Annotated in this window: 21 protein-coding genes and 1 tRNA gene; 11 read left to right on the top strand and 11 right to left on the bottom strand. The window is 37.3% G+C overall.

Annotated features, from left to right (window positions below):
• Positions 1–7 precede the first annotated feature (7 nt).
• The 5 genes from ACN5J7_RS14655 to ACN5J7_RS14635 all read right to left on the bottom strand — a co-directional run bounded on the left by ACN5J7_RS14655 (position 8) and on the right by ACN5J7_RS14635 (position 5559).
• Positions 8–1447: a Gfo/Idh/MocA family protein gene (locus ACN5J7_RS14655; protein ID WP_418604480.1), complete on the bottom strand. Its 1440-nt coding sequence runs from the start codon at positions 1445–1447 to the stop codon at positions 8–10.
• Positions 1448–1458: 11 nt separating this feature from the next.
• Positions 1459–2382 carry a hydroxypyruvate isomerase family protein gene (locus tag ACN5J7_RS14650; RefSeq protein WP_418604479.1) on the bottom strand — a complete coding sequence of 308 codons (924 nt, stop codon included), beginning with the start codon at positions 2380–2382 and terminating at the stop codon, positions 1459–1461.
• Between the two features lie 67 nt (positions 2383–2449).
• Positions 2450–3778 (bottom strand): Gfo/Idh/MocA family oxidoreductase, encoded by a 1329-nt coding sequence (locus ACN5J7_RS14645; RefSeq protein WP_311938693.1) that lies wholly within the window; start codon positions 3776–3778, stop codon positions 2450–2452.
• A 12-nt stretch (positions 3779–3790) separates the two neighbouring features.
• Positions 3791–4753: a formylglycine-generating enzyme family protein gene (locus tag ACN5J7_RS14640; RefSeq protein ID WP_311938692.1), complete on the bottom strand. Its 963-nt coding sequence runs from the start codon at positions 4751–4753 to the stop codon at positions 3791–3793.
• Between the two features lie 2 nt (positions 4754–4755).
• Positions 4756–5559, bottom strand: coding sequence for a 3-keto-disaccharide hydrolase (locus ACN5J7_RS14635; RefSeq protein WP_418604478.1), 804 nt, complete (start codon positions 5557–5559; stop codon positions 4756–4758).
• A gap of 161 nt (positions 5560–5720) precedes the next feature.
• On the opposite strand from ACN5J7_RS14635, the gene ACN5J7_RS14630 reads away from it, so the two are divergent.
• From ACN5J7_RS14630 to ACN5J7_RS14595, 8 genes are all read left to right on the top strand, one after another.
• Positions 5721–6752, top strand: a complete 1032-nt coding sequence (locus ACN5J7_RS14630; protein WP_311938690.1) for an AraC family transcriptional regulator — start codon at positions 5721–5723, stop codon at positions 6750–6752.
• Positions 6753–6881: 129 nt separating this feature from the next.
• Positions 6882–7847, top strand: a complete 966-nt coding sequence (locus tag ACN5J7_RS14625; protein ID WP_418604477.1) for a sugar phosphate isomerase/epimerase family protein — start codon at positions 6882–6884, stop codon at positions 7845–7847.
• 22 nt (positions 7848–7869) lie between these two features.
• Positions 7870–9039 (top strand): MFS transporter, encoded by a 1170-nt coding sequence (locus ACN5J7_RS14620; RefSeq protein ID WP_418604476.1) that lies wholly within the window; start codon positions 7870–7872, stop codon positions 9037–9039.
• A 5-nt stretch (positions 9040–9044) separates the two neighbouring features.
• Positions 9045–10193, top strand: a complete 1149-nt coding sequence (locus ACN5J7_RS14615) for a Gfo/Idh/MocA family oxidoreductase (protein WP_311938684.1) — start codon at positions 9045–9047, stop codon at positions 10191–10193.
• Between the two features lie 98 nt (positions 10194–10291).
• On the top strand, positions 10292–11344 hold the full coding sequence (locus ACN5J7_RS14610) for a sugar phosphate isomerase/epimerase (protein ID WP_311938681.1): 1053 nt from the start codon (positions 10292–10294) through the stop codon (positions 11342–11344).
• A gap of 19 nt (positions 11345–11363) precedes the next feature.
• Positions 11364–12101 carry a DUF1080 domain-containing protein gene (locus tag ACN5J7_RS14605; RefSeq protein WP_311938679.1) on the top strand — a complete coding sequence of 246 codons (738 nt, stop codon included), beginning with the start codon at positions 11364–11366 and terminating at the stop codon, positions 12099–12101.
• Positions 12102–12357: 256 nt separating this feature from the next.
• Positions 12358–12431, top strand: a tRNA-Arg gene (locus ACN5J7_RS14600).
• Between the two features lie 114 nt (positions 12432–12545).
• Positions 12546–14579 (top strand): hypothetical protein, encoded by a 2034-nt coding sequence (locus ACN5J7_RS14595; protein ID WP_418604475.1) that lies wholly within the window; start codon positions 12546–12548, stop codon positions 14577–14579.
• Positions 14580–14596: 17 nt separating this feature from the next.
• Here ACN5J7_RS14595 and ACN5J7_RS14590 read toward each other — a convergent pair whose 3' ends face one another.
• The 6 genes from ACN5J7_RS14590 to tsaD all read right to left on the bottom strand — a co-directional run bounded on the left by ACN5J7_RS14590 (position 14597) and on the right by tsaD (position 20129).
• Positions 14597–15778, bottom strand: coding sequence for a THUMP-like domain-containing protein (locus ACN5J7_RS14590; RefSeq protein WP_311938675.1), 1182 nt, complete (start codon positions 15776–15778; stop codon positions 14597–14599).
• 6 nt (positions 15779–15784) lie between these two features.
• The gene (locus tag ACN5J7_RS14585; protein WP_418604474.1) at positions 15785–16873 is read right to left on the bottom strand and encodes an AI-2E family transporter; all 1089 of its coding nucleotides are present in this window, start codon (positions 16871–16873) and stop codon (positions 15785–15787) included.
• A gap of 54 nt (positions 16874–16927) precedes the next feature.
• The gene (locus ACN5J7_RS14580; RefSeq protein WP_418604473.1) at positions 16928–17428 is read right to left on the bottom strand and encodes a TrmH family RNA methyltransferase; all 501 of its coding nucleotides are present in this window, start codon (positions 17426–17428) and stop codon (positions 16928–16930) included.
• A gap of 227 nt (positions 17429–17655) precedes the next feature.
• Positions 17656–18297, bottom strand: coding sequence for a DUF4159 domain-containing protein (locus ACN5J7_RS14575; RefSeq protein ID WP_418604472.1), 642 nt, complete (start codon positions 18295–18297; stop codon positions 17656–17658).
• Between the two features lie 7 nt (positions 18298–18304).
• On the bottom strand, positions 18305–19012 hold the full coding sequence (locus ACN5J7_RS14570; protein WP_418604471.1) for a 16S rRNA (uracil(1498)-N(3))-methyltransferase: 708 nt from the start codon (positions 19010–19012) through the stop codon (positions 18305–18307).
• A 94-nt stretch (positions 19013–19106) separates the two neighbouring features.
• On the bottom strand, positions 19107–20129 hold the full coding sequence (gene tsaD / locus ACN5J7_RS14565) for a tRNA (adenosine(37)-N6)-threonylcarbamoyltransferase complex transferase subunit TsaD (protein ID WP_418604470.1): 1023 nt from the start codon (positions 20127–20129) through the stop codon (positions 19107–19109).
• 197 nt (positions 20130–20326) lie between these two features.
• Here tsaD and ACN5J7_RS14560 point away from each other — a divergent pair, with 197 nt between their 5' ends.
• The 3 genes from ACN5J7_RS14560 to gap all read left to right on the top strand — a co-directional run bounded on the left by ACN5J7_RS14560 (position 20327) and on the right by gap (position 26895).
• A complete protein-coding gene (locus ACN5J7_RS14560) occupies positions 20327–24736 on the top strand; it encodes a translocation/assembly module TamB domain-containing protein (RefSeq protein ID WP_418604469.1) in 4410 nt (1469 codons plus the stop codon).
• Between the two features lie 152 nt (positions 24737–24888).
• Positions 24889–25875, top strand: a complete 987-nt coding sequence (gene pfkA, locus ACN5J7_RS14555; protein ID WP_418604468.1) for a 6-phosphofructokinase — start codon at positions 24889–24891, stop codon at positions 25873–25875.
• An 18-nt stretch (positions 25876–25893) separates the two neighbouring features.
• A complete protein-coding gene (gene gap, locus ACN5J7_RS14550; protein WP_418604467.1) occupies positions 25894–26895 on the top strand; it encodes a type I glyceraldehyde-3-phosphate dehydrogenase in 1002 nt (333 codons plus the stop codon).
• Positions 26896–26901 lie beyond the last annotated feature (6 nt).

Raw genomic sequence — 26901 nt, 5'->3', positions numbered from 1 at the left:
TGTTGCTTTATAAGGTCCAGCCCTCGCGATAGGTTCTTTTTACAAATTGGTTGGCTTCATCAAAATTCGTGATTTTCATGGTTTCACCATGCCACAATAGTTTTTTTCTTCCTGGGTATTCAAATCCATTTCCTTTTGGTGTTCTTAAATTATAACTTCTAATGGCAAGATTACCCATTAAAACGCTTTCGGTTAATGGTCCGGCATAATCAAAAGAGGAGGTAAGTGCTTTGTGCTTTTCTTTGCCATAGCCGTCTTTACAAGCTTCGACCCATGAGGCATTATGCCCGCTTTCAGGAAGTGTGCTTTTTTCGGTATCTTCAAATGTTAGTATATCTCCATTATTCAAATACACTTTCGGAGCCACGCCATAGGTGCCACAGGTCATAATCCCTTTGTCGCCAATCATAATAACGCCATTTGCGCTATCGTGATCTCCAATAGGGTGGTCGGCCGGAATTAAATCCGGGTGGAAAGGTCTTAAGCCGCCATCAGACCATGTTAATGATACTTCCGATTCGTTTTTAGCTGAAGCCGGAAATTTTAACTGCGTTCTTGATGAAGGCGGACAAGATTCCGGTAAATACTCAGGCGACCAATCTTTTTTGAAAACCGCGCCAACACTACTCTCAACTTCTGTAGGATAACCTAATCCTAAAACCCTAAACGGTGGATCGATTAAGTGGCAGCCCATATCGCCTAAAGCACCCGTGCCAAAATTCCACCAACCACGCCATTTAAACGGATGGTATAACGGATGGTAATCGACCATTTTAGCGGGTCCAACCCAAGAGTCCCAATCCAATCCATCTAACATAGCTGGTTTGTCTGTCGGCGTATGTATACCTTGGGGCCAAACGGGTCTGTTGGTCCAAACATGAACTTTATTTACGGTGCCTATTTTGCCTTCATCAAACCATTTAATCATTTGTTTAACGCCATTTCCAGAAGCCCCTTGGTTGCCCATTTGCGTTACCACTTTGTATTGGTTTGCTGCTTCGGTAAGCATTCTGGCTTCGTAAATGCTATGCGTTAATGGCTTTTGCACATACACGTGTTTGTTCGATTTTATGGCAGTCATGGCAATAACAGCATGGGTGTGGTCTGGTGTGGAAACTGTAACCGCATCGATGTTTTTTACATCGTCAAATAACTTACGATAATCGCGATACTTTAATGCTTTTGGGAATTTCTCCATCAATCTTTTTGACTGATTCCAATCTACATCGCAAATGGCTGCAATGTTTGATGCCCCATGGTTCCAAGCGTTTACGGCATCAGAATACCCTTTACCACCACCGCCAATAACGGCAATATTCAGTTTATCGCTTGGTGCAACAAACCCTTTGCCCATAACATGTCTTGGAATGATTGATATTCCCAACGATGTCAACGCGGTTTTCTTAATGAACGACCTTCTGTTATTTGCTTTGTGATTTTTTTTCATTTGTTAATAATTTAAAAATTATCTGAAGCTTTATAAGCTTCAATAACCGCTAATTCACCTTTTTTACCATGCGTTGAATTTCCGTGTTCCATTCCTAAAATGCCTTTAAATCCTTTTGAATGAATGTGTTTGAAAACATTTTTGTAATTTATTTCGCCTGTTGTTGGCTCGTTTCTGCCAGGGTTATCGCCGATTTGAAAATAAGCAATTTCGTCCCAACACGCATCAATATTTGGGATTAAATTACCTTCTTGGATTTGTTGATGATAAATATCGAACAGGATTTTGCAGGTAGGCGAATTTACAGCTTTACATATTTGATAAGCTTGAGGTGATTCCGTTAAGAATAGCCCCGGATGATCTCTAAAATTTAAAGGTTCTAACACCATCGTTAAATTATGAGGCTCTAAAATCGCCGACGCTTGTTTTAGGGTTTCAACAATATGAGCGGTTTGATAATCGATATTTTGACGTAAATCTACATGACCCGGAACCACCGTCATCCATTTGGCATTAACCCGTTTTGCCACTTCTACTGAAGCTTTAATCTCATTTAAAAACTCCTGTCGTTTGTCGGGGTTTCCACTTGCAAGGTTGGGCTCTTTCCAGTAAATTTTATGTGCTACAAAAACGCCCATCGTCATATTTCTGTCACTCATGGTTTTCGCCATTTTTCCTTGGGTTTCAACAGAACGATTTTTCATTCCGTTGTCTTCAAAAGCAGTAAAACCTTGATCTGCCATAAAATTCAACTGGTCTATGGGGTCATCTCCCGCATGATTTTTAAACATCCCCAAATGCGGTGCGTATTTTAAATTAAAATTATGACTGTTTTTTGGCGCATCTAAAATATTCATCGCATTAACTCCAGTTACACTAACACCAATTAAAGATGCCGTAGCTGTGCTTTTTTTTATGAAAGATCTTCGTTTCATCTGTTTATATTTATTATGTTTTAGAGACCATAGAATTTGATTTCTAAACGCCTATTTTGGGAACATGTTATGAGAAATTGGTTTTTCCGGGAATGGGAATCGGATAATTGCCAAATTCGTCTGGTGTAATGGGCGGCACAGTATCAAAGGTAAGGGTGTCTTCATCCGGAACCAAATTATGGTCAAGCGCCATAGCTTCATCCCAAGTTATTTCTTTTCCCGAATAGGTTGCCATTCTTCCTAAAATAGCGGTCATTGTGCTTTTTGCACCGTTTTCAGTATCGCTAATTACCTCACCATTTCGTATAGCTTTAAACAAGAGATTGTGTTCCTGTTGATAGGGATTGATATCATTTTCATTATCGTGCGTGTAGATGCTTGTTCCATCGTATTTCTTTAATTTTGCAGAGCCGCCTCCATCGGTGTAAGCGGTTCCTAAAGTGCCTTGAAAAGATTCATCAACTCGTGTTTTTGTTCCCGGTTGATGTCTGCACTGGCTGGAGATAATAATGCCATTTTCATATTCAAATTCTACCACGTGATGGTCAAAAATATGTCCATGATCTTTCCCTTTGCGAACTTCCCTTCCTCCAGTTCCGCTTGCTTTTATTGGGTAGCCACCAATAAACCAATTGGCAACATCAATGTTATGAATGTGTTGTTCTAAAATATGATCGCCGCAAATCCAATTAAAATAGTACCAATTTCTCATTTGGTATTCCATTTCTGTTTGGCTCGCTTCACGAGGCCTTACCCAAACGCCTGCGCCGTTCCAATACACTTGCCCGGAAACAATTTGACCAATATCGCCATTTTGAATGCGATTATAGGTTTCCATATAACTTGCTTGGTAGTGCCTTTGGAGGCCAACCACCACATTTAATTTTTTGGCTTTTGCAACTTTAGCGGCTTCCAAAACCTTTTTAATTCCCGCCACATCGGTAGCCAAAGGTTTTTCCATAAAAACATGTTTTCCTTGAGATACGGCATACTCAAAATGCTGAGGCCTAAACCCCGGAGGTGTGGTTAAAATAACAACATCGGCGGCATCAATGGCTTTTTTATAAGAACCAAAGCCTACAAATTTATGCGATGGTTTGACGTTAAGTTTCCCTGTTTGAAACATTTTTGTTAAGTTGGAATAAGCGTTTTCCAACCGATCCTCAAAAGCATCGGCCATAGCTACCAGTTCTACATTTTCATCTGCCCTTAACGCTTGACTTACCGCGCCTGTACCACGACCGCCACAACCAACAACAGCTAATTTTAACTTTTTAGTTTTATTGAATATTGGGCTAGCTGTGAGTAGAGAAGGGGTTAGTAAAATACCTCCCGCAGCTAAGGATGTCCCTTTTACAAAGTTGCGTCGTGTTACATTGCTCTTTTTTTGTTCCATGGTGTTTGTTTTTTAATTTAATCCGTAATCTTCAATGGCGGTTAGCCAATAGGTTTTTATGTCTTCTTTTGAGGGTTGGATTTTTGGGCGCACTACACGAAATCCCACAAAAGGCGCGTTGGTGTGCCACCAATTACTTTTTGGAATTTGCGGGTCTCTTCTTTTCCATTTTTGTTTAGATTGACCTCTTGCAGTACAACACAATTTATCTTTGGTGTCTTTCCAGGAACCTCCGCGAACTACCCTAGGATATAATTCTGATGGGGTATTCCAAGGATTTATTTTTGGAGACGTGCTGTAATAATTGGCATCATATTGGTCCATAACCCATTCTGAGACGTTGCCCAATAAGTCGTATATTCCTAGGCTGTTGGCTGTTTTCAATCCAACTTTTTCATATTTATCATTGGTGTTTTCATCAAACCATGCCACGCTTTCAAGGTCGAGATTCTCATCGGTTTTTCCTTTTTTACATACATATTCCCATTCTGCTTCGGTTGGTAATCTATAAAACACACCGGTTTTTGAGGTTAACCATTTACAATACATAAGGGCTGCATATTGGGTCATGTTTACGGCCGGATGGGTTGCTTTTCCCATATTAAAACTCATATCAACATAAGGTGGCGTTGCTCCGGAAACGGCATCAATTCCCAAATCGTTCAGTTTTTCCTTGGTTTTAAATTGTTCGGGGCCAAATTCACCAAATACAAAGGCGTCATATTGTTCCCAAGTAATTTCGTATTTGCCCATCCAGAAATCGTCAACTTCTACTTGATGACTAGGTTTTTCATCTGCTTTACGCGTTGTGTCATTTGTTCCCATTATAAATGTGCCTCCTTTTACGGCTACCATTTCAATGGTTATTTGGTCGTCTTTTAAATCTTGGGAATAATCTTCAAACTCTTGAGCGTTCATAGTTCCCATTTGAATGATGCCCAAAAAAATAAACACTAAATTTAGGTTGCTTTTCATCTTTATAACTCTAGTATTTCTATGTTTTTAAACTCAACCGGATGGCTTTCGCTTTGTAATGAAATATATCCTTTCTTTAAGGGTGTTCCCGCTTTACTTTTCCAATAAGCTTCATTGTAATCTACTGAGCCACCAATTTGGGGTTTTGAATATGTGAGCACATTTTCACCATTAATAAAATGCTTAATGATGGAATCGTTTCTAACCTCAATTTCAAGATTTACCCATTGATCGCCATTGAATGTTTTTGATGAGGAATTGACGCAATGCGGTGTAAATAATTCGCCATTCATCTCAACATGGGTTCCCGGGGTACATAAATTTCCGGTTGGGCGCTCTCCAGTTCCTAAGCCGCCTAAAAGCTGCACTTCAATAGACACCGGAAAATTTTGGTTTAAGCCTATGTTTTTAGGGTCTTCGCAATGAATCATAACACCGCTATTTCGTTTTGCCCATCCTGCGCCGTCTTTTATTTGTTCGCCAATAAATCGGTATTGCATCCTAAATTTATAATCTGAAAATTCTTTGTTGTAAAAAATATGTCCGTAAGAATTGTTAAAAGTGCCGTTGTATTCATCATAATTAACTTTCAGTACGCCATTCTCTACAATAAAAGTGTTCTTGTAATTTTCGCCTAAAGGCTGTCCCTTAATTTTAATGGTCCAATCGTTTAAATCTTTTCCGTTAAATAATTTAACCCAATTGTTTTTTTGAGGTGTTTTTGTAGATTGGTCTTTATTGCTTTTACAAGTAAATAAAAGAGCCGTAGCAATGAATACGACTGTAACTATATGGTTTTTTATCATCTGTGATGTGGTTTTATGCCCTGTGTTTTGTTATGGTGTTTCATTATAAAGGTTAGCGTATTAATAGTTATAAATGATTAAAAAGAATAAAATAACAATTAAATTCTTAAATACTTCGAAAATTAATTAATTTGCGCTATAACAATGTTCAAATTATTTCAGTGAAAATAAACATACAAAAAATACAGCCCTACGAGGCCAATGGAATTGTGTATCATGCCGATACCTGTTTGCCGTTGGTTGATGCCTATAACCGAAAAAAACTAAAATTTAAGGCATTGGCAAGACATACTTATCCGGGAGACCGATTGGATAAAAACACTTTAGGTTTAAACAGTATTGGGTATTGGGATGCCAACGAGCCACAGGATTGGGGCTTGGATTGGCACCGAAATGAAGGTATAGAATTTCATTTTTTGGAATCGGGTACCATGCCGTATTCTCAAGAAAATAAGGAAATGGTTTTGCAACCCAATTACCTGACCATTACCAGGCCATGGGAAGCCCATAAAGTAGGAAACCCACATATTGGCATGGGGAAATTTTATTGGGTTATTATCGATTTGGGTGTGCGCAGACCGCATCAGGAGTGGGTTTGGCCCGATTGGATTACACTAACGCCGGAAGATTTAACGAGACTTACAACCATTTTAAGGCAAAATGAAAAGTCTATTTTAAAGACCGATAATAATATTAGGGATTGTTTTTTGCAGATTGGTAAAGCGATTGATGCCGACGTTGACGGAAGTAGCGCTTCAAGAATAAGACTGCTTCTTAATTACTTGTTGATTTTGATACTCGATTTGTTGAATACAGACGATATTGTGTTGAACGAATCCTTAACAGACAGCTCAAGAAGCGTTAAGTTTTTTCTTAAAGAACTTGAAAACAATTTAACCGAAAACTGGACTATAGAATTAATGTCGCAGTCGGCAGGCGTTGGCTTAACACGATTTACACATCATTTTAAACGATTGACAAATTTAACGCCAATGCGCTACCTAACCATGAAGCGCCTTGAAATGTCGAAAAAAATTCTTTTAGACAAAAGAGATTTAACCATTGCCGAAGTAGCTTACATGTGTGGTTTCGCAACAAGCCAATATTTTGCAACGGTATTTAAAAAACACGAGAAATGTTCGCCAAATGCTTATAGGTTAAAGCATTCGGTTGAGCATTTTCAGTTTAATTAAGCCAAATAAAAAATACATTCTAGTTGTTTAAATTCTTTCACTGAATAAAAATACACATGCTTTTAAGTTCTTATATTTATATTCACGTGGTTAACTAAATTTTACCGTTTAATTAAATAATTACTAAACATGAAATTAAAACAGTCACTTTATAATACTACTGGGGTACTTATTATATTGTCCTTATTGGTTTTTTCTGCTTGTAAAAAAACCAAAGAAAACACAACCGCCGCAATAACCCAAAAAGAGGAACAGCCTATGTTTTTTAAAATCTCGTTAGCACAATGGTCTTTGCATAAAAAGATTGGAAGTGGAAAAATGAGTCCGTTCGATTTTGCAAAAGAGGCAAACGCTTTAGGTTTTGAAGCTATTGAATATGTTAGCGGACTTTATAACAAAGAAGTCAAGGAATTGGGTATTGATGCTGTTGTTGAAAGATTAAAAGCCGAAAGTGAAAAACATGGCGTAAAGAACCTTCTAATTATGGTTGATGGCGAAGGTAATTTGGCAAGCCATGATGAAGACGAATTAAATTCGGCTGTAGAAAACCACAAAAAATGGGTGGATGCCGCAAAAGCTTTAGGTTGTCATTCTATAAGGGTGAATGCCCACGGTAAAGGTACTTATGATGAGGTTTTGGAACAGGCCGTAACAGGTTTAACCAAATTATCCGAATACGCTAAAACCAAAGGCATTAATGTTTTGGTAGAAAACCACGGAGGTTTTACATCAAATGGAAAATGGTTGGCAACAGTTATGGAAAAAGTAACCATGCCCAATTGTGGCACGTTGCCGGATTTTGGTAATTTTTGTATCAAACGAAAAAGCGATGGGTGTGCAGATGAGTACGACAAATATAAAGGTGTTGAAGAATTGATGCCCTATGCAAAAGCTGTAAGTGCGAAGTCCTATGATTTTGACGACCAAGGGAATGACATAACAATAGATTACACTAAAATGTTGCAAATTGTAAAGGCTGCTGGCTATACGGGGTATATTGGTGTAGAGTACGAAGGCAGTAAGCTGAGTGAGAGAGACGGCATTTTGGCTACTAAAAAATTGCTATTGCGAGTTGGAAAGGAGCTTTCTAATTAAAAACTAACCAAACTATATAATAATGGAGAATATTAATAAAAACAAGCTTTTTTTAGCAAGCTGTTTGGCGTTAATTACAACAGCCATGACCTTTGCCATTAGAGCAAAACTGGAAACTGTTTTTGGTCCAGATGGTATCGGGTTAACTTTAGAACAACTTGGGTATGCTTTTGCGCCAGCCTTTTTTGGGTTTACTATTGCCATGATTGTTGGCGGGCCTTTAGTTGATTTGTTGGGAATAAAAAAAATCACTTGGATTGCGTTTTTTACCCATATTATTGGCATTGTTTTAACGTTAATGGCAGATTCCATGACCTCGCTTTTTATTGCAACACTATTTGTGGGCATAGGAAATGGGATGGTAGAAGCTGCATTAAATCCGTTAGTGGCATCCATGTACCCAGAAAGCAAAACCAAAATGCTTAATAGGTTTCATGTGTGGTTTCCGGGTGGAATTGTAATTGGTTCCATATTAGGATGGCTTATTATGGATGTAATGAGGTTAAGTTGGCAGGTTATGGTGGCTACTTTATTTATCCCGTTAATTATTTATGGCATACTGTTTTTTGGACAAAAATTCCCGGTAACAGAGCGTGTTCAGTTAGGAATTAGCAACAAGAAAATGTTTAAAAGCGTATTAAATCCATTGTTCTTATTTATGGTATTTTGTATGTTTCTTACCGCTGCTTCAGAACTGGGAACCACACAGCGCATCGAATCCTTGTTAAAAGAATCTGTTTCGGCGCCTTTGTTGGTGTTGGCTTTTATAAACGGTATTATGGCTTTGGGCCGATTATCAGCAGGTCAGGTAGTCCATAAATTAAGACCATCAGGTATGCTGTTGTATTCGGCTATCATTACTTTTATAGGTCTTTGGTTGCTCACCATTACAAGTGGCGGCATGACCTTTGTGGCGGCAGCCATTTTTGCTATTGGCGTTACTTTTTTCTGGCCAACAATGCTTGGTTTTGTAGCGGAATATTTACCGGAAACCGGAGCGTTGGGACTTTCAATTATGGGCGGAGCAGGAATGTTTTCGGTGTCCATTGTATTGCCCGTTATGGGTAAATTAATGGACGATGCTAATGCTGCCGAGGCATTGCGAACCATGTCTATACTGCCCGCTATTTTAATTGTGGCGTTTTTAGGATTGAATATTTATATGAAAAAACGAAGAACCGTAGAAGCTTAAAATATATGATGGGTAGAAAATTAAGAATGGGAATGATTGGTGGTGGTATCGGATCATTCATCGGTGATGTCCATAGAAAAGCTTCCGCAATCGACGGCATGATTGATTTAGTCTGTGGGGCCTTTAGTAGCAATGCTGAAAAATCAATAGCTTCTGGGAAAGCGCTTTATCTCTCAGAGGAAAGATGCTATGGCAGTTATGAAGAAATGATTTTAAAGGAAAAACAGCTTCCAGAGGATGTTCGAATGGATTTCGTGGCTATAGTTACACCGAATCACATGCATTTTCCACCGGCTAAAATGGCACTTGAACATGGGTTTCACGTGGTTTGCGACAAGCCCTTAACATTGACTTTGGAAGAGGCTGAGGCACTTCAAAAAGTAGTTGAAAGCAGCGGAAAATTACTTGCATTAACCCACAATTACACGGGCAACCCCATGGTTAAACAAGCCAGAGCCATGGTGGCCAATGGCGATTTAGGCGAGATTAGAAAAGTACAGGTTCAATATCTACAAGGTTGGTTATCAACTGCCGTAGAAAGTACAGATAATAAACAAGCCGCTTGGAGAGTAGATCCTAAAAAATCAGGAATTGGTGGTGCATTAGGTGATATTGGGACCCATGCTGAAAATTTATTGGAATATATAACAGGTTTAAAAATAGCTGAATTGGCTGCAGATTTAGGAAGATTTGGTAAAGGAAGGGTTCTTGATGACGATGGCAATTTATTATTGAGAATGGAAAACGGTGCCAAAGGAACCATGTCTATTTCGCAAATAGCACTGGGTGAAGAAAATAATTTGGCCATTAAAGTTTATGGCGAAAAAGGGAGCTTTGAGTGGTATCAAGAAAACCCAAACGAATTAATAACGCGTTGGATAGACCAGCCTAAAAAAGTGTATACACCCAATGGCAACGGATTGTACCAAGAGGCCCTAAACGTATCCAGAATTCCGGCAGGCCATCCCGAAGGGTATTTGGAAGCATTTGCTACCATTTACAGAAATTTCGCTTTACACATAAAAGCAGTTAATAACGGCGATATTATTAAAAATCCAGATTACCCAACGGTTGAAGACGGCATTCGAGGCATGAAATTTATTTACGCGGCCGTAGAGAGCGACAAGAACAACACCATTTGGGTGAAAGTATAAAAACCACGCTTTGGCTTATAGTCAAGGTTTTCATTAAAATAAACTATTGTAAATCCGATAGTTACCTGGAAGGAAATTGGTTTAAAGATTAATAAGATATGAAAACAATAAAAGGACCAGCAGTGTTTCTAGCGCAATTTGCCGGAAGCGAAGCTCCGTTTAATTCCCTAGAGGGCATGTGCCAATGGGCTTCAGATTTAGGGTATAAAGGCATTCAAATTCCAACATGGGAAGCTAATTTAATAGATATCGATAAAGCAGCCGAAAGTCAAATTTATTGTGATGAATTAAAGAGAAAAGTCGAATCATACGGATTGCAAATAACCGAGCTTTCAACGCATTTGCAAGGGCAGTTGGTTGCGGTAAATCCAGCTTACGATACCATGTTTGATGGTTTTGCACCCGAAGCTGTTAGAAACAATCCCAAGGAAAGAACAGCCTGGGCCATTGATTTTGTTAAAAAGTCAGGAACTGTAAGCGGTAGATTGGGTTTAAATTCGCACGCTACTTTTTCTGGTGCATTGATGTGGCACACCATGTATCCGTGGCCTCAGCGCCCTAACGGGTTGGTGGAAATGGGATTTAAAGAATTGGCAAATCGATGGATTCCCATCTTAAATCATTTTGATGAAATGGGCGTCGACGTCTGTTTTGAGCTTCATCCCGGAGAAGATTTGCACGATGGTATTTCATTTGAACGTTTTCTGGAGGCAACCAAAAACCATAAAAGAGCAAATATACTTTACGATCCCAGTCATTTTGTGCTTCAGCAGTTGGATTATTTAACTTTTATAGATTATTATCACGAACGCATTAAAGCATTTCATGTGAAGGATGCCGAATTCAATCCCACAGGAAAACAAGGTGTTTATGGCGGATATGCCAATTGGAAAGACCGCGCAGGACGCTTTAGGTCGTTGGGTGATGGGCAAGTGGATTTTAAAAGTATATTTTCAAAACTAACCACTTATGGTTGCGATGTTTGGGCGGTTATGGAATGGGAATGCTGTATAAAATCATCTTCTCAAGGTGCTAGGGAAGGAGCGCCATTCATTCAAAAACATATTATAGAGGCTGCAGAACGAAGTTTTGATGATTTTGCTGGAGGCGAAACCGATGAAAATCAAATCAAAAACATACTTGGTATATAATTATTAAAATCAATTAGATATGAAATCGTTAATTCAATTACTGTTGGTGTTGTTGGCCATTGTTTCTTGCAAACAAAAAAACACTAATTCACCTATTCAAAAAGATGAGGTTAATAGCATTGAAGCAGATGTTACCGGAGAATGGATAACTCTTTTTGATGGCTCTTCTTTGGATAATTGGCGCGGTTATTTGGCTGATTCTATGTACCCGGAATGGACCATTGAAAATAAGACTTTGGCCTTTACACCCAGTGAGAATGGCGGTAAAAATATTATAACCAATGAAAAATATACCAATTTTGTTTTATCGCTGGAATGGAAGATTTCAGAAGGGGGCAATAGCGGTATTTTCTGGGGTGTTTATGAGGACGAAGCTTACCCGGAAGCGTATCACACAGGTTTGGAAATTCAAGTATTGGACAACGATAGGCATCCGGACGCCAATGCAAATCCAAAATTTCATCAAGCGGGAGCTTTATACGATTTGGTAGAGCCAGCTTACGATGTGTGCAAACCAGCAGGAGAATGGAATTTATGTGAAATTAAAATTGACCATAACGCCAATAAAGGAAGTGCGTCGTTAAACGGAATAGTAATAGTGGAGTTTCCACTTAGGGGTGAAGCCTGGAAAAAAATGATTGAGAATTCCAAGTTTAAAGATTGGAAAGGATTTGGTACCTACAAAACCGGACATATCGGATTGCAGGACCATGGCGATAAAGTATGGTACAGAAATATTAAAATAAAAGAATTATAAATTCCTTATTCATCATTTTTTTGCGGTTTCCAAAAAATAGAATAATTTATCTTGTATAATAATGAATAGCATATTATATTTGCACCCACATTTGCAAGAGTAAAAATAAAACTTAAGTTCTTTTCAAATTAATTGCGCGTGCTACTCCGTATTACGGTTGTTAAATCGCAATTTTTATTGATTGTTTAAATAAAATAAAGGGTGTGGTATTTTATTTGCCAACTCAACCCTGTTTTCGTAGAAACACAAAAACTACGGGCTCTTAGCTCAGCTGGATAGAGCACCTCCCTTCTAAGGAGGCGGTCGAAGGTTCGAATCCTTCAGGGCTCACTTAAAGCTTCACTATTTTTTTAGTGGAGCTTTTTTGTTTTTGTAAATTACTTTGAATTTTAAAATTATTTGCTTAATTGGTTATAATATTTATTAGTTTAGCAATAGCGTATTATGAAAAACCTCTGCCTACTTATCTGCATCATACTATCTTTTAGCGCCTTCTCACAAGATGCTGAGATTGCTACGAAATTCAGTGAAAACGGTACGTTGTACGATAGTTTAGACAAACCTTCAAAACCTTTAACGCAATTTAAAAAAGATGAAAACTGTATTGTAATTGGTTATTTAGGGAAAGATAATTACAAAGTAAAATATAAAGAATGGGTTGGAGTTTTAAGTTCTGATTTTCTGTTGATAAATGATGAAATGATGGATTTATACTATGATTTTCAAGAAAAGGCAAGAAAAAAGCTTATTGAAGAAAAAGAGAACAGAAAGAAACGGTTACAAGAAATAATTAGGAATAGTCCGGAGGAAAAGGCGAAACGAAGAAAAGACTCCATTGCTAAAGCGAAAGTAGCCGAGGAAAAAGCACAGCGAAAACGCGACTCCATTGCCAAAGTTAAAGAGATAGAAAGGCAACGACTTGCTGCAGAAGCCTTATTGCGCAAACAGGCCGAGGAAAAAGCACAGCGAAAACGCGATTCCATCGCCAAGGTTAAAGAAATAGAAAGACAACGACTTGCCGCAGAAGCCTTATTGCGTATACAGGCCGAGGAAAAGGCACAACGTGAGCGCGATTCCATCGCTAAGGTAAAAGAGATAGAAAGACAGCGACTTGCCGTAGAAGCCTTATTGCGCAAGCAGGCCGAGGAAAAAGCACAACGGGAACGCGACTCCATCGCCAAGGTAAAAGAAATAGAAAGACAACGACTTGCTGCAGAAGCGCTATTGCGCAAACAGGCTGAGGAAAAGGCACAAAGGGAACGCGATTCCATCGCCAAGGTAAAAGAAATAGAAAGGCAACGACTTGCTGCAGAAGCGCTATTGCGCAAACAAGCCGAGGAAAAAGCACAGCGGGAACGGGACTCCATCACCAGGGTTAAAGCGATGGAAAGGCAGCGATTGGCAGAGGAAGAATTCCAACGCAAGAAGGCCGCTTTGCGAGCACTGAGGATAAAAGATAGCATTGCGAAAGTTGAAGAAGATGAGAAGCAACGACTTACCGAGGAAAAAGCACAGCGAGTGCGCGACTCTATCGCCAAGGTAAAAGAGAAAGAAAGACAGCGATTAGCAGAGGAAGAATTCCAACGCAAGAAGGCCGCTTTGCGAGCCCTAAGAATAAAAGACAGCATTTCGAAAGTTGAAGAAGCTGAAAAGCAACGACTTGCCGCACAAGCCCTATTGCGCAAACAAATTGAGGAAAAAGCGCAACGTGAACGCGACTCAATCGCCAAAGCCATGGAGATTGAAAAACAACGGTTGGCAGAAGAAGAGTTCCAACGCAAAAAACTAGCATTGCAAGCCCTAAGAATAAAAGACAGCATTTCGAAAGTTGAAGAAGCTGAAAAACAACGATTGGCAGCACAAGAATTACAGCTTAAACAAGCTGAGGCAAAAGCCAAAAGACATCGCGATTCCATCGCCAAAGCCAAACCATCCGAAGAACAACGTTTGGCCACCGAAGCGATGTTGTTAAAACAGGCCGAGGAAAAAGCCAAACGATTATTGGATTCTATCGCTAAAGTAAAAGAAGCACAAAAGCTTCGATTGGAAAAATCTGAATCGCGAAATACCTGTAATTACCTTATTAATGAATACGATGAGTTTTACAAAGAACAATTAATTAGAACTGAGGTATATAGGTTAAATAAGAACTTAACCGTAGAATTGTACCGGCAAGGAAATAAGGTAAATGTTTTTTTAAACCTTTCAGAAAATTTGGGTTGTGCCAGTTATTTAACACGCAACAGGTCTTCGGTAAGAATTCAGCTTGAAAACAACCAAAGCATAACGCTTTTCCATTCATGGAATATCGATTGCGAAGACTTTAATTTTAAAGGCACCATATCTAATTCGCAAATGCAAAAATTAGAACAATCTGCCATAAAATCGATTTATTTTAAAGGTACGAAAGGCGCTAAAGTAGTTTCGGATATAGAGTATAGAACGTTTTTTATTGAAAAACTAAAGTGTATTGAATAGCTCATGTTTCTGGCTATTCAATAAGCTTTTGTACAGATGATTACGGTTTTGTTTCCATCAACATCTGTAGTAAAAAATAAATACAAATTTCCGCCATCTTTAATATTGAATTTTTTTCTGATCTGTTGAACCGTTTCAGGGAAATTCCGGGTTGTAATATTGGCTTTTGTAATAGCTTCTTTTTTTAATGTCTTTTTATTGAAAGGCAATAGCTTTTCAATTTTAAAACACCGTCCGGGGAAATCCACAAGCTGTTCGCTGGTGTATAAATGCGAATGTTGATGCAGCTTAAAAACGTTTAATTGTTTAGAAATGGAATGAAAACCACCCGCTTTTAAAATAGCGGCATTTGGCTCGTACAAATAGGTGAGTGGTTTATCGTAATTGGATGGTGTGCTTTTTTCTTCTTCTAACAAAAAATTAAAATGTGCGTTTTTATCTTTTTTAATATTTACCGTTTCAATTGAAATTTCTTCAGAATAACCGCGTTCCAAAATCCAAAGCAATTCTTTTACTTCATTGTTTATAGCGACAACGTGAATGGTTTTTACATGCTTCAGTTCGTTTATCCCCACCGAAAAATCGAGTAGTGGCGATGTTTTTATCATTATATTTTTTGAATGCTTAAAAAGCAAATCGATATGTTCGGGAATATTGGGCAGGCAATCGTTTAAAAAGAAAACTTTCCCTTTGCTGTCGTGTCGTCTCGATGGGTCGATATAAATCCAATCGAAGGTTTTGTTTGAAGTTTCTAAATACGCCATGCCATCCATATTTTGGGTTGAAATATGCTGAACATGCAATTGCGTATAATTGTGTTTTACGATTTCTGAAAGCTTATGGTTAATCTCGCAATGCACCGTGGTTTTAAAGTGTTTTGAGAAGTAATAACCATCTACCCCGAAGCCACCCGTTAAATCTATAATAGAGTCGCCATCAATTAAATTGGATTTGTAATTTGCCGTAATTTCTGAAGAGGTTTGTTCAATATTCAGCTTATTCGGATAGTAAATATTTTTGGTGTTGAACCATGTTGGCAATTTTTTTTCGCAGCGTTTTTTGGCTTCAATTTGTTCGATGATGTCTTTGGTTTCAACCCCATCAAATGGTGTTCCCTTTAACAATAATTTGGAAACATCGGCATGTAAATGTTCATTTATAAACTCTTGAATTTCAGTATTTAGAATAGAAGGATTCAACAGAAATTATATGCCTTTGGTGAGTTTTTTAACAATCTTGTTTTCAGATAGAAATTCCTTTAAAATTACTTTAATGGCCGTATAAGCCGGCACCGCTATGATTAAGCCGATAACGCCAAAAAGTATGCCCGTAATTAAAATAACCAAAAATATTTCAAGTGGGTGCGATTTGACGGTTTTTGAAAATATGATGGGTTGGCTGCCAAAATTATCGACTAATTGCCCTATTAAAAACACGATAAGCACCCAAATTGTTTTTGGCAAAATAACGGCGCTAAACGATTCGCCAAGGTTGCTGGTCATGGTTAATGTAATCATTAAAAAGCCACCAATTAAAGGGCCAACGTATGGGATTAAATTAAGCAATGCACATAAAAATGCAATAACAATAGCGTTTTCAACCCCGATAATTAAAAGGCCAATGGTGTAAATAACAAATAGGATGAGGATTTGAAAAATGAGTCCGACAAAATATCTAGAAAGCAGGTCTTTTATTTTTGTTGAGGAATTTCTCCAACGTGATTCCTTGTTGTCGGGTATAAAAGTTAGAATGCCGTTTTCAAACAATTTGCTGTCTTTTAAAAAGAAAAAAGAAATAAATAAAACCGAAAATAGCCCAATGCTAAAACTGCCCAATCCGCTAACTACGGCATTTAAAAAATTAGGAATTATCGAATAATCCAATTCTGTTAACAGGTTCGAATTTTTTATGGATTGCTCGATATCAATTTGATTCAACTCGAAATACCCAATTATTTCCCGGTATAAAGCCTCAATTTTACCTTGTAATTGCTCAATATTTAAAAGCGATAAATTATGCCCTTGTTCAATAATCAAAGGAATAAACAAACTTACCAAGCCCACAAACAGTCCAACTAAAAACACCATGGTTACAATAACCGCTATGGTGTTTTTAAACTTTAATTTGCGGCGTAGAAACAAAACTATAGGTCTGCCAACTAACGAGATTACCGCGGCAATGGCCACATAAACGATTACGGATTGTATTTTGTATAAAAAGTATAATAATAAAGCAATGCCAAGTATAATGGCGATGGCTTTTAAAATACCGTTGGCTATGGTGTTGGATTTCATGTAGTAAATATAATCAATGAAGTTGGATGCACGAAGACTGAGGTTAGAAGAATTTTACAATAATTGCTTCGTAATTTCATAAAGTGCAATATTGGTGGCCTGTACCACATTCATGCTACTGTTTCGACCGAACATATCAATATGGATTATAGCGTCGGACATGTTTAAAATTGCTTCTGAAACGCCAAAATTTTCGTCGCCAATAATTAATGCGATTGGTTTTTCTTTTGAAAATTTGAATGTATGAATGGGCTTGCTCGAACTTGTAATTTCCAATGAAATGATTTGATGGTTTTCGTTTTTTAAACGTTCAACAACTGTTGAAGCAATTTCGGCAATTTCGTAATTCACCACTTTTTCTGTGGCTCTTGAAGTTTTTGCCATTTTACGCCCAAGCTGGATGTTTTCGCCACAGAGTATCAATTTTTCAACGCCAAAAGCATCGGCCATTCTAAATAAACTTCCAATATTTGGCGCGTTGGTTACATGGTCGCACACCAATGTTATTGGGAATTTTTGTTTGTTGAAATTGGTATTGTAATGGGTGAGTTGCAATTTATGTTTATTTGTTAAGCCGTTTGTTGTTTATATGTTTTGCCACGAATTCACGAATGTTTACTTAAAATAATCCAAAGAATAATTGTTAATGCAATAAAGAAAATCAAAATTTTCAAAAGTAATTTAAGAAGACCTTTAAATGTGCTTTCTTCTTTTTGGTTTTCAAAAAAGAATTCAACTATCATAACAAGAATTTCTTTCAATATTATTCGTGTATTAGTGGCTTAATTCTCAAAAGCATACTTAACAATGTTGGCGCCCATCTTTAGGGCTTTTTCCCTAACATCTGCGGGGTCGTTGTGTACTTCGGCATCTTCCCAACCATCGCCCAAATCACTTTCGTAAGTAAATAATAAAACCAATCGGTCTTTGTGAAAAATACCGAATGCTTGCGGCCGTTTACCATCGTGCTCGTGTATTTTTGGCAAGCCTTTTGGAAACTTATAAACGTTATTAAATAGTTTATGGTTTACGGGCAGTTCAGTTAATTCTTGGTTCGGGAACACTTTTTTTAATTCTTTGGTAATGTAAGGTTGCATGCCGTAATTATCATCAATATGTAAAAAACCACCAGAGATTAAATAATTACGAAGGTTTTCGGCATCGGCTTCGCTAAAAAACACATTACCATGTCCGGTCATGTGTAAAAACGGATACTGAAAAATATCTGAGCTTCCCACTTCAACAGTTTGTGGTTTGGGGTTTATTTTAGTGTTTATGTTTTGGTTGCAAAACTTGATTAGGTTGGGCAATGCCGTTGGGTTTCCGTACCAATCGCCACCTCCTTTGTATTTCAGTATTGCTAAATCTTGGCTAAACAAGAAAAGAGAAAAGAGAGAAAAGAATACAGAAAAAATCAGTTTCATATTTTATTTAATCTTCGTTTATAAAAGCCACAGAATGGCAAGCGACAATAGCCGCTGTTTCAGTACGTAATCTGGTTGCTCCCAAAGTTACAGGTTTAAATTTATTTTGAAGCGCTTGCTCGATTTCTTTAATAGAAAAATCGCCTTCGGGTCCGATTAAAATGGTGGTATTTTGCTTTGGTTTTAGTTGTTGTTTTAACGATTTTCTATCGGTTTCCTCGCAATGCGCTATAAATAAATCGCCTTTAAATTCTTGTTTTATAAAGTCTTTAAAAGATATGGCGTCATTCAGTTTAGGTAAATAACAGCTTAAAGACTGCTTCATGGCCGATTGCAAAATCTTTTCAAACCGTTCTGGTTTTATGACTTTTCGTTCGCTATGGTCGCAAATAATAGGTGTGATGCTATCAATGCCAATTTCGGTGGCTTTTTCCAAAAACCATTCGTAGCGGTCGTTCATTTTTGTAGGTGCAACGGCTAAATCTAATTGGTAATTTCGTTTGGGTTGTTGCGTTTTAGAAACAACCGTTGCTACACATTTGTTAATATTTGGTACTGTAATTTCGGCAGTAAACAACCAACCGTTACCGTTTGTAATATGCAGGGTGTCGCCAACATTTTTGCGCAATACTTTTACAATGTGTTTGCTTTCTTCTTTAGCAAAAGTGAATTGTGTGGTGTTTTCTGAAATGTCCGGGTTGAAAAAGAGTTGCATAAAGCGAAGATAAAATAATTATAATTTTGCTACGAATTCACGTATGGTTTTTGTTAAAAAAAATAAATAATTATTCGTGTATTCGTGGCAAATCCTAAATCTTCAACCGCGCCGAAGCCATAATACTTTGTTCCGCAAAATCGCCTTCTAAATACTTTAAATAGCCCACAATGGCAATCATAGCTGCATTATCGGTTGTGAATTCAAATTTAGGAATGTATGTGGTCCAACCAAATTTTTGTTCGCCATTTTTTAAGGCTTGCCTTATGCCCGAGTTAGCCGAAACGCCACCGCCAATGGCAATATGTTTTATTCCGGTTTGTTTCGATGCGAGCTTTAATTTATCAATTAAAATACCAATAATGGTGTATTGAATGGAGGCACAAATATCGTTTAAGTTCTCTTCGATAAAATTCGGATTTGCTTTCACTTCACGTTGAATAAAATACAAAATGGCCGTTTTTAAACCCGAAAAACTAAAGTTTAAACCTTCCACTTTTGGCTTGGTGAATTTAAAGGCTTTCGGGTTACCAAGTTTCGCGCGTTTGTCAATTTCCGGTCCCGCGGGATAGCCCAAACCTAAAATTTTTCCGCTTTTATCAAAGGCTTCACCAACGGCATCGTCAATGGTTTCGCCAATAACCGTCATATTAAAATAGCTATCAACCTTCACAATTTGGGTGTGTCCGCCAGAAATGGTCATGGCTAAAAACGGAAACGGTGGTTTCTCAAAACCTTCCTCGTCTATAAAATGCGCTAAAATATGCGCTTGCATGTGGTTTACATCAATTAACGGAATGTTTAAGCCATAAGCCAAAGACTTCGCAAACGATGTGCCCACCAACAGCGAGCCCATTAAACCCGGGCCACGGGTAAACGCCACAGCGTTAAGTTGTTCTTTAGTAATGTTGGCTTTTTTTAAAGCTTGGTGCACCACAGGAACAATGTTTTGTTGGTGCGCACGCGATGCCAATTCTGGTACCACACCACCAAACTCTTCGTGTATTTTTTGGCCCGCCACAACATTGCTTAAAATTTTGCCGTTGTGTATTACAGAAGCCGCTGTATCGTCGCATGAAGACTCAATTCCTAGAATATAAATATTTTGTGAAGACATTAATAAAAATTAGGCACAATAATTGTTAATTTTGACTCGATAATCGAGACTTAAATATTGCCAGTATCGTTTTATGTAAAACATCTGGCTGTGTGTAAATACTCGTAAGTACAAAAGTAGTTTATTCTTAATTAAATCGTAACTTTAAGAGCATCAAAAAAATTCTAAAAATACTGTCAAAAATAGCCGGCATCTTATTGCTGCTTTTCATCATTTTGGTGTTGGTGCTTTCTATTCCCTTTGTTCAAACAAGTTTAGGTAAACATGCCACCAAAAAACTTAATAGTGAGTTTGGTACCAATATTAATATTCATAAAGTTGGCATGCAGTTTAATGGCGATGTCGAGTTAAAAAGCATTTACATTGAAGACTACAAACAAGATACACTTATTAGCATAGCCGAACTTAACACTTCCATTTTAAGTTTTAGAAATCTGTACAACGGTAAATTGGTTTTTGGCGATATTGATATTATCGATTTGGTTTTTAATATTAAAACCTACGAGGGCGTAACCGATACCAATTTAGATGTGTTTGTTGCCAAATTAGAAGGGAATGACAACGAAGAGAAAAGCGGCGATTTTTTACTCTCGTCGAGCGATGTGTCGATTTACAACGGACATTTTAAATTATCAGACGAAAATAGGGAAACCACAAAACGACTGGATTTTGAAAATTTAAACATTAACGCCACCAATTTTTTAATTAACGGAAGCGATGTTAGTGCCAGAATTAACACGTTGGCGTTTAAAGACAGTAGGGGCGTCGAGGTTAAAAATCTAATGACCGATTTTAGCTATACGTTAACCGACATGACCTTTGGTAATTTGAAAATTAAAACACCAAATTCAGAATTAAAAGGCGATTTGAATTTTTCGTACAATCGTGAAGATTTACAGTTTTTTGAAGACAAAGTTTTGGTTACCGCTAGTTTTAAGGATTCCAATATTTTACTTAACGAATTAAACACGTTTTATAACGAGTTTGGCAGCAACCAATATGCACGATTTAGTGTTGATTTATCGGGAACTTTAAACGATTTAAAAACCACGAACCTAAAATTGAATACCAGCCGAAACACCAAAATTTACGGCGATTTAAGCTTTAAGAATTTATTTAGCAAAGAGGTGGACGATTTTTATATGAATGGCAAGTTTAACAATTTAAGCTCAACCTATAAAGATTTAACGGCACTGTTGCCCAATGTTTTGGGGGAAGCTATACCATCGTCGTTCGATAGATTGGGCCGGTTTAAAATAGTTGGGCAATCGCAAATTACGGCATCAACCATAAATGCCGATGTTAAAATTGATACCGAACTGGGCTTTGTTAATTCTACCTTGGAAATTACCAAAATCAACGATATTGATAATTCGTCATATAAAGGAAAAATTATTTTTGAAGATTTTGATTTGGGCACTTTAATTGAAGCCCCAAACGTTGGGTTAACCTCACTTAACTTAAATGTAAACGGCACGGGTTTTATTGCTGAAACCATTGACACACAGGTTGATGGCGATGTGTTTCAGATAATGTATAACAACTACAATTACAATAGGATTAAAGTAGCGGGCAACGTTAAAAACAGAATTTTTGATGGTAATTTAATAACCAACGACAGAAACCTGCAATTAAATTTTAATGGGTTAGTTGATTTTTCAGAAAATTTAAAAAAATACGATTTTACCGCAAATGTAGATTATGCCAATTTAAACGCCTTAAACTTTGTTGAAAAAGACAGCATTTCAATCTTTAGAAGTCAGGTGAAAATGAACATGAATGCAAGTGATTACGATGATGCTTATGGCAGGGTGCTGTTTCAAAATACATCGTATAGAAATCAAAAAGACACGTATTATTTTGATGAGTTTACCATATCATCCCGATTTGATAACGGCACTCGGTTTATTGAAATCAATTCACCGGATATTATTGAAGGAAGCCTAGAAGGGCAATTTGTATTTAAGGATATAAAAAAACTTTTCGAAAATTCAATAGGCCATATTTACACCAATTACATCCCGCATAAAGTTGCTGCCAATCAAAATATCAATTTCAATTTTAAAATTTACAATAAAATAGTTGAAGTGTTTTATCCAGAAATCCAACTTGGTAAAAACACCTTTGTGCGCGGTAGGGTAGAGAGCGAAGAAGAAGCGTTTAATCTAACCTTTAAGTCGCCAAAAATTAAATTAATGGATCACTTTGCAAACAATATAGAGTTGCAGGTAGATAATAACAACCCGCTGTTTAACACCTATGTAGAGGTAGATAGTATTAACACCGAATACTACAACGTTTCTAAATTCAATTTGATAAATGTTACCGTTAACGACACCTTGTTTATGCGCTCGGAATTTAAAGGCGGAAAGCGGAATAACGATATATTCAATTTAAGTTTTTACCATACCATTAATGAAGAAAACGAGTCGGTAATCGGTTTTAAAAAATCCGATGTTACCATAAAAAACAACAAATGGTTCATTAATGAAGATACAGATAGATTTAATAAAATTTCGTTCAACAAAAAACTGACCACCTTTAATATTGACCAGCTTAAAATAAATCATAACAACGAGGAAATTAAACTTTCTGGCTTTTTGAAAGATTCCACACAAAAGGATTTAAAACTGAATTTTAAAAATGTCGATTTAGCCAAAATAACCCCCGATATCGATAGTTTATCGCTGGCCGGAAATGTAAACGGAAAGTTGGATATTCTTCAAAAAAACGGAAGCTATTTGCCAAATTCATCCGTTATAATTGATAATTTTAAAGTCAATAATTTCCTTTTGGGAGATTTTGATGCCACCATAACCGGTAACGAAGATTTAACCAAGTATAATGTCGATGCCACCATAAAAAACGATTATACCAATTCTTTTAGTGCCGTGGGAGATATTACGGTAATTGGCAAACAATCAAATATTGATGTTAATTTGGCTTTCGACGAGTTTAATTTACAACCATTAAACCCATTGCTGCAAGATGTTTTGTCGAATATCAGGGGGCTTGTTTCTGGCGAAGCCAATGTAATTGGCGATTTGAAAAGGCCGGATATTAACGGCAAACTCACCTTAAATAAAGCCGGACTGGGCATTCCATATTTAAATGTCGATTATAATTTTAACGATAAGGCTTCGGTGACCTTAAAAGACCAAAGTTTTAATTTTAAAAACCTTCAATTAACCGATACAAAGTACAATTCCGTAGGGCAGTTAAATGGATCGTTAAGTCATGTAAACCTCTCGAAATGGCGTTTAAATTTAGACATAAACACCAACCGATTATTGGTTTTAGACACGAAAGAAAGCGACGAGGCTTTGTACTATGGCACAGGTTTCGTTGGCGGTAATGCACGTATTAATGGGCCAGCCGAAGCGCTGGTTATAAATGTTATTGGCGAAACCAAAGCGGGCACGGTTTTTAAAATACCGTTAAATGATACGGAATCTTTTGGAGACAACTCTTTTATCCATTTTATTACCAAAGAAGAAAAATTAGCAAAGGAAAATGGCGTAGATATTGGCTTTGAAGATATAAAAGGACTTGAGTTGGATTTTGATTTGGACATTACCGAAGATGCCGAAGTGGAAATAATTATTGACAAAAACACAGGGCATACCTTAAAGGGGCGCGGAATTGGAGGGCTTTTAGTTGAAATTAATACCAACGGAAAGTTTAATATGTGGGGTGATTTCTCGGTATTCGAAGGGGTTTATAATTTTGCCTTTGCGGGCTTGGTACAAAAAGAATTTGTGGTTCAACCCGGAGGTTCCATCAACTGGAATGGCGAACCGCTAAAAGCCAATCTTAGAATGGATGCCATTTATAAAACCCAGGCAAACCCATCGCCTTTATTGGACAACCCGATTAATAGAAGCATTCCCGTAGAGTTGAAAATTACTTTAACAGGTGCTTTGGAACAGCCGGAACCCGAGTTTGAATTTGAGTTTCCCAGTGTAAGCTCAACCATTAAATCGGAGTTACAATACCGATTGGAATCTGTGGACGACAGGCAAAATCAAGCGTTATATTTATTGTCAACCGGATCTTTCTCCCGTGGGTTAAACGATCTTAATTTCTCGGGCACCATTGCAGAACGACTTAACGGCATAGTAAATGGTATTTTTTCAAGTGAAAACGGAAAATTCGATTTTGGTTTTAATTACGAGGTTGGAGAAAACCGACCAGATTATAAAACCGACGACCGATTTAGCGCATCTATTCAAACAAAAATAAGCGATAAGGTATTGATTAACGGTAAATTGGGAGTACCTATTGGTGGGGCTACTGAAACTGTAATTGCCGGTGATGTTGAAATAAATTTTCTGCTTAATGAAGAAGGCACATTAACGGCAAAGGTGTTCAATAGGGAAAACAGTATTCGGAATTTTGGCGAAAAAATAGGGTATACCCAAGGTGTTGGTTTATCTTATAATGTAGATTTCGATACGTTTAAGGAATTAATACGTAGTCTTTTCAAAAAACAAGCCAACGAAAATAATGGGGAAAAAGATGATTCTGATACAACCGTAAAAGAAGACGAAAGCGATACGGCTCCAAGTTACATAACCCATAAATCATCTTCAAAAAAAGATAATTAGCAGTTTTTTAAACTTTTTGTTGCATATATTTTTATAAAAACGTTTTTTTTATTAACTAAAACGTTATAGTTTAACAGCTATTGTTAAAATATGACATATGTTATATAATTGTAATATTAGTTTACTAATTTTACTTTTTAATTATAAAATTAATGCCAAAAAAGATAAAAAAAATAGGTGTTTTAACATCTGGGGGAGATTCACCGGGGATGAATGCTGCAATTAGATCTGTAGTTCGAACATGTGCCTATCACAACATAGAATGTGCTGGTGTTTATCGTGGTTTTGAGGGCCTGATTGAAGGCGACTTTAAACTCATGGATGCCAGAAGCGTAAAAGGAATCATTAATAAAGGTGGGACTATTTTAAAAACGGCCCGCTCCAAGGAGTTTAGAACCAAAGAAGGCAGACAAAAAGCCTTTGATAAATTAAATCAAGCAGAAATTGAAGGACTGGTTGTTGTAGGAGGCGATGGCTCTTTTAACGGAGCTATGATTCTTAATAAAGAATTCGGTTTCCCGGTAATGGGAATTCCAGGAACTATTGATAATGATATTGTAGGAACCACACACACTTTAGGCTTTGATACCGCTTTAAACACTGTGGTTGATGCCATTGATAAAATTCGGGATACGGCAAGTTCGCATAACAGATTGTTTTTTATAGAAGTTATGGGGCGCGATGTCGGTCATATTGCTTTAAATGCAGGAATAGCCGGTGGTGCCGAAGAGATTTTAATTCCAGAAGAAGATTTGGGATTGGACAGGTTGGTAGAATCTTTAAAACGCAGCCGAAAATCCGGTAAATCTTCAAGTATTGTTATTGTGGCTGAAGGTGATAAAATAGGTAAAAATATTTTTGAACTAAAAGACTACGTCGATGAAAATATGGAAGGTTACGATGTACGCGTATCTGTTCTTGGGCACATGCAACGTGGCGGCTCACCCTCTTGTTTCGATCGGGTTTTAGCGAGCAGAATGGGTGTAAAAGCCGTAGAATCGTTGTTGGAAGGAAAATCGAATTACATGGTTGGTTTGCAAAATGGTAAAATGGAACTAACACATTTAGATAACGCCATAAAAGGAAAAACAAAAATAAATTTAGAATTATTGCGTGTCTCAGATATTATGAGCACTTAAACATTAATAAATAAGATTATGTCAAAATTAAAAATTGGAATTAACGGATTTGGTAGAATTGGTAGAATTGCTTTTAGGGTAGCTGCCGAAAGACCAAATATTGAAATAGTAGGTATTAATGACCTATTGGACGTAGAGCATTTAGCTTACTTACTGAAATTTGATTCGGTACACGGAAGATTTAATGGCACGGTTGAAACAAAAAACGGAAACCTTGTAGTTAACGGTAACGAAATAAGAATTACGGCCGAGCGTAACCCAGAAGATTTAAAATGGGATGAAGTTGGCGCAGAAGTAATTTTAGACTGTACCGGTATTTTTACAAAATTAGAAGGTGCGCAAAAGCACATTGCTGCTGGAGCTAAAAAAGTAGCTATATCGGCACCATCTGCCGATGCACCAATGTTTGTAATGGGTGTAAACCATAAAGACATTACAGCTGCTGATACTATCGTATCTAATGCATCTTGTACTACAAATTGCTTGGCGCCTTTAGCTAAAGTAATTAACGATGAGTTTGGTATTGCAGAAGGCTTAATGACGACGGTTCACGCTACAACAGCAACGCAATTAACCGTTGACGGACCATCTAAAAAAGACTGGAGAGGCGGAAGAAGTGCATTGGCAAACATTATCCCTTCATCAACGGGAGCTGCCAAAGCTGTTGGAAAAGTAATTCCTGAATTAAACGGAAAATTAACGGGTATGGCATTTAGAGTGCCAACTCCAGATGTATCTGTTGTAGATTTAACGGTTAGAACCGAAAAATCGGCAACTTGGGATGAAGTTAAAGCAGTTCTAAAAAGCGCTTCAGAAAACGATTTAAAAGGTATTTTGGGCTACACTGAAGAAGCTGTGGTTTCTCAAGATTTCGTTTCAGAGCCTATGACCAGTGTATTTGATGCGGGTGCAAGTATTGCTTTAAATGATAATTTCTTTAAATTAGTATCTTGGTACGATAACGAATATGGCTATTCAACTAAATTAGTAGATTTAGCAGAGCATATTGGTTCAATATAATTATTA

The sequence above is a fragment of the Hwangdonia sp. genome, from assembly GCF_048381975.1.
In the GTDB taxonomy this organism is placed as follows: domain Bacteria; phylum Bacteroidota; class Bacteroidia; order Flavobacteriales; family Flavobacteriaceae; genus Hwangdonia; species Hwangdonia seohaensis.
Note: the sequence above shows the minus strand (reverse complement) of the source record. Positions and strands in the feature narration are given on the sequence as shown.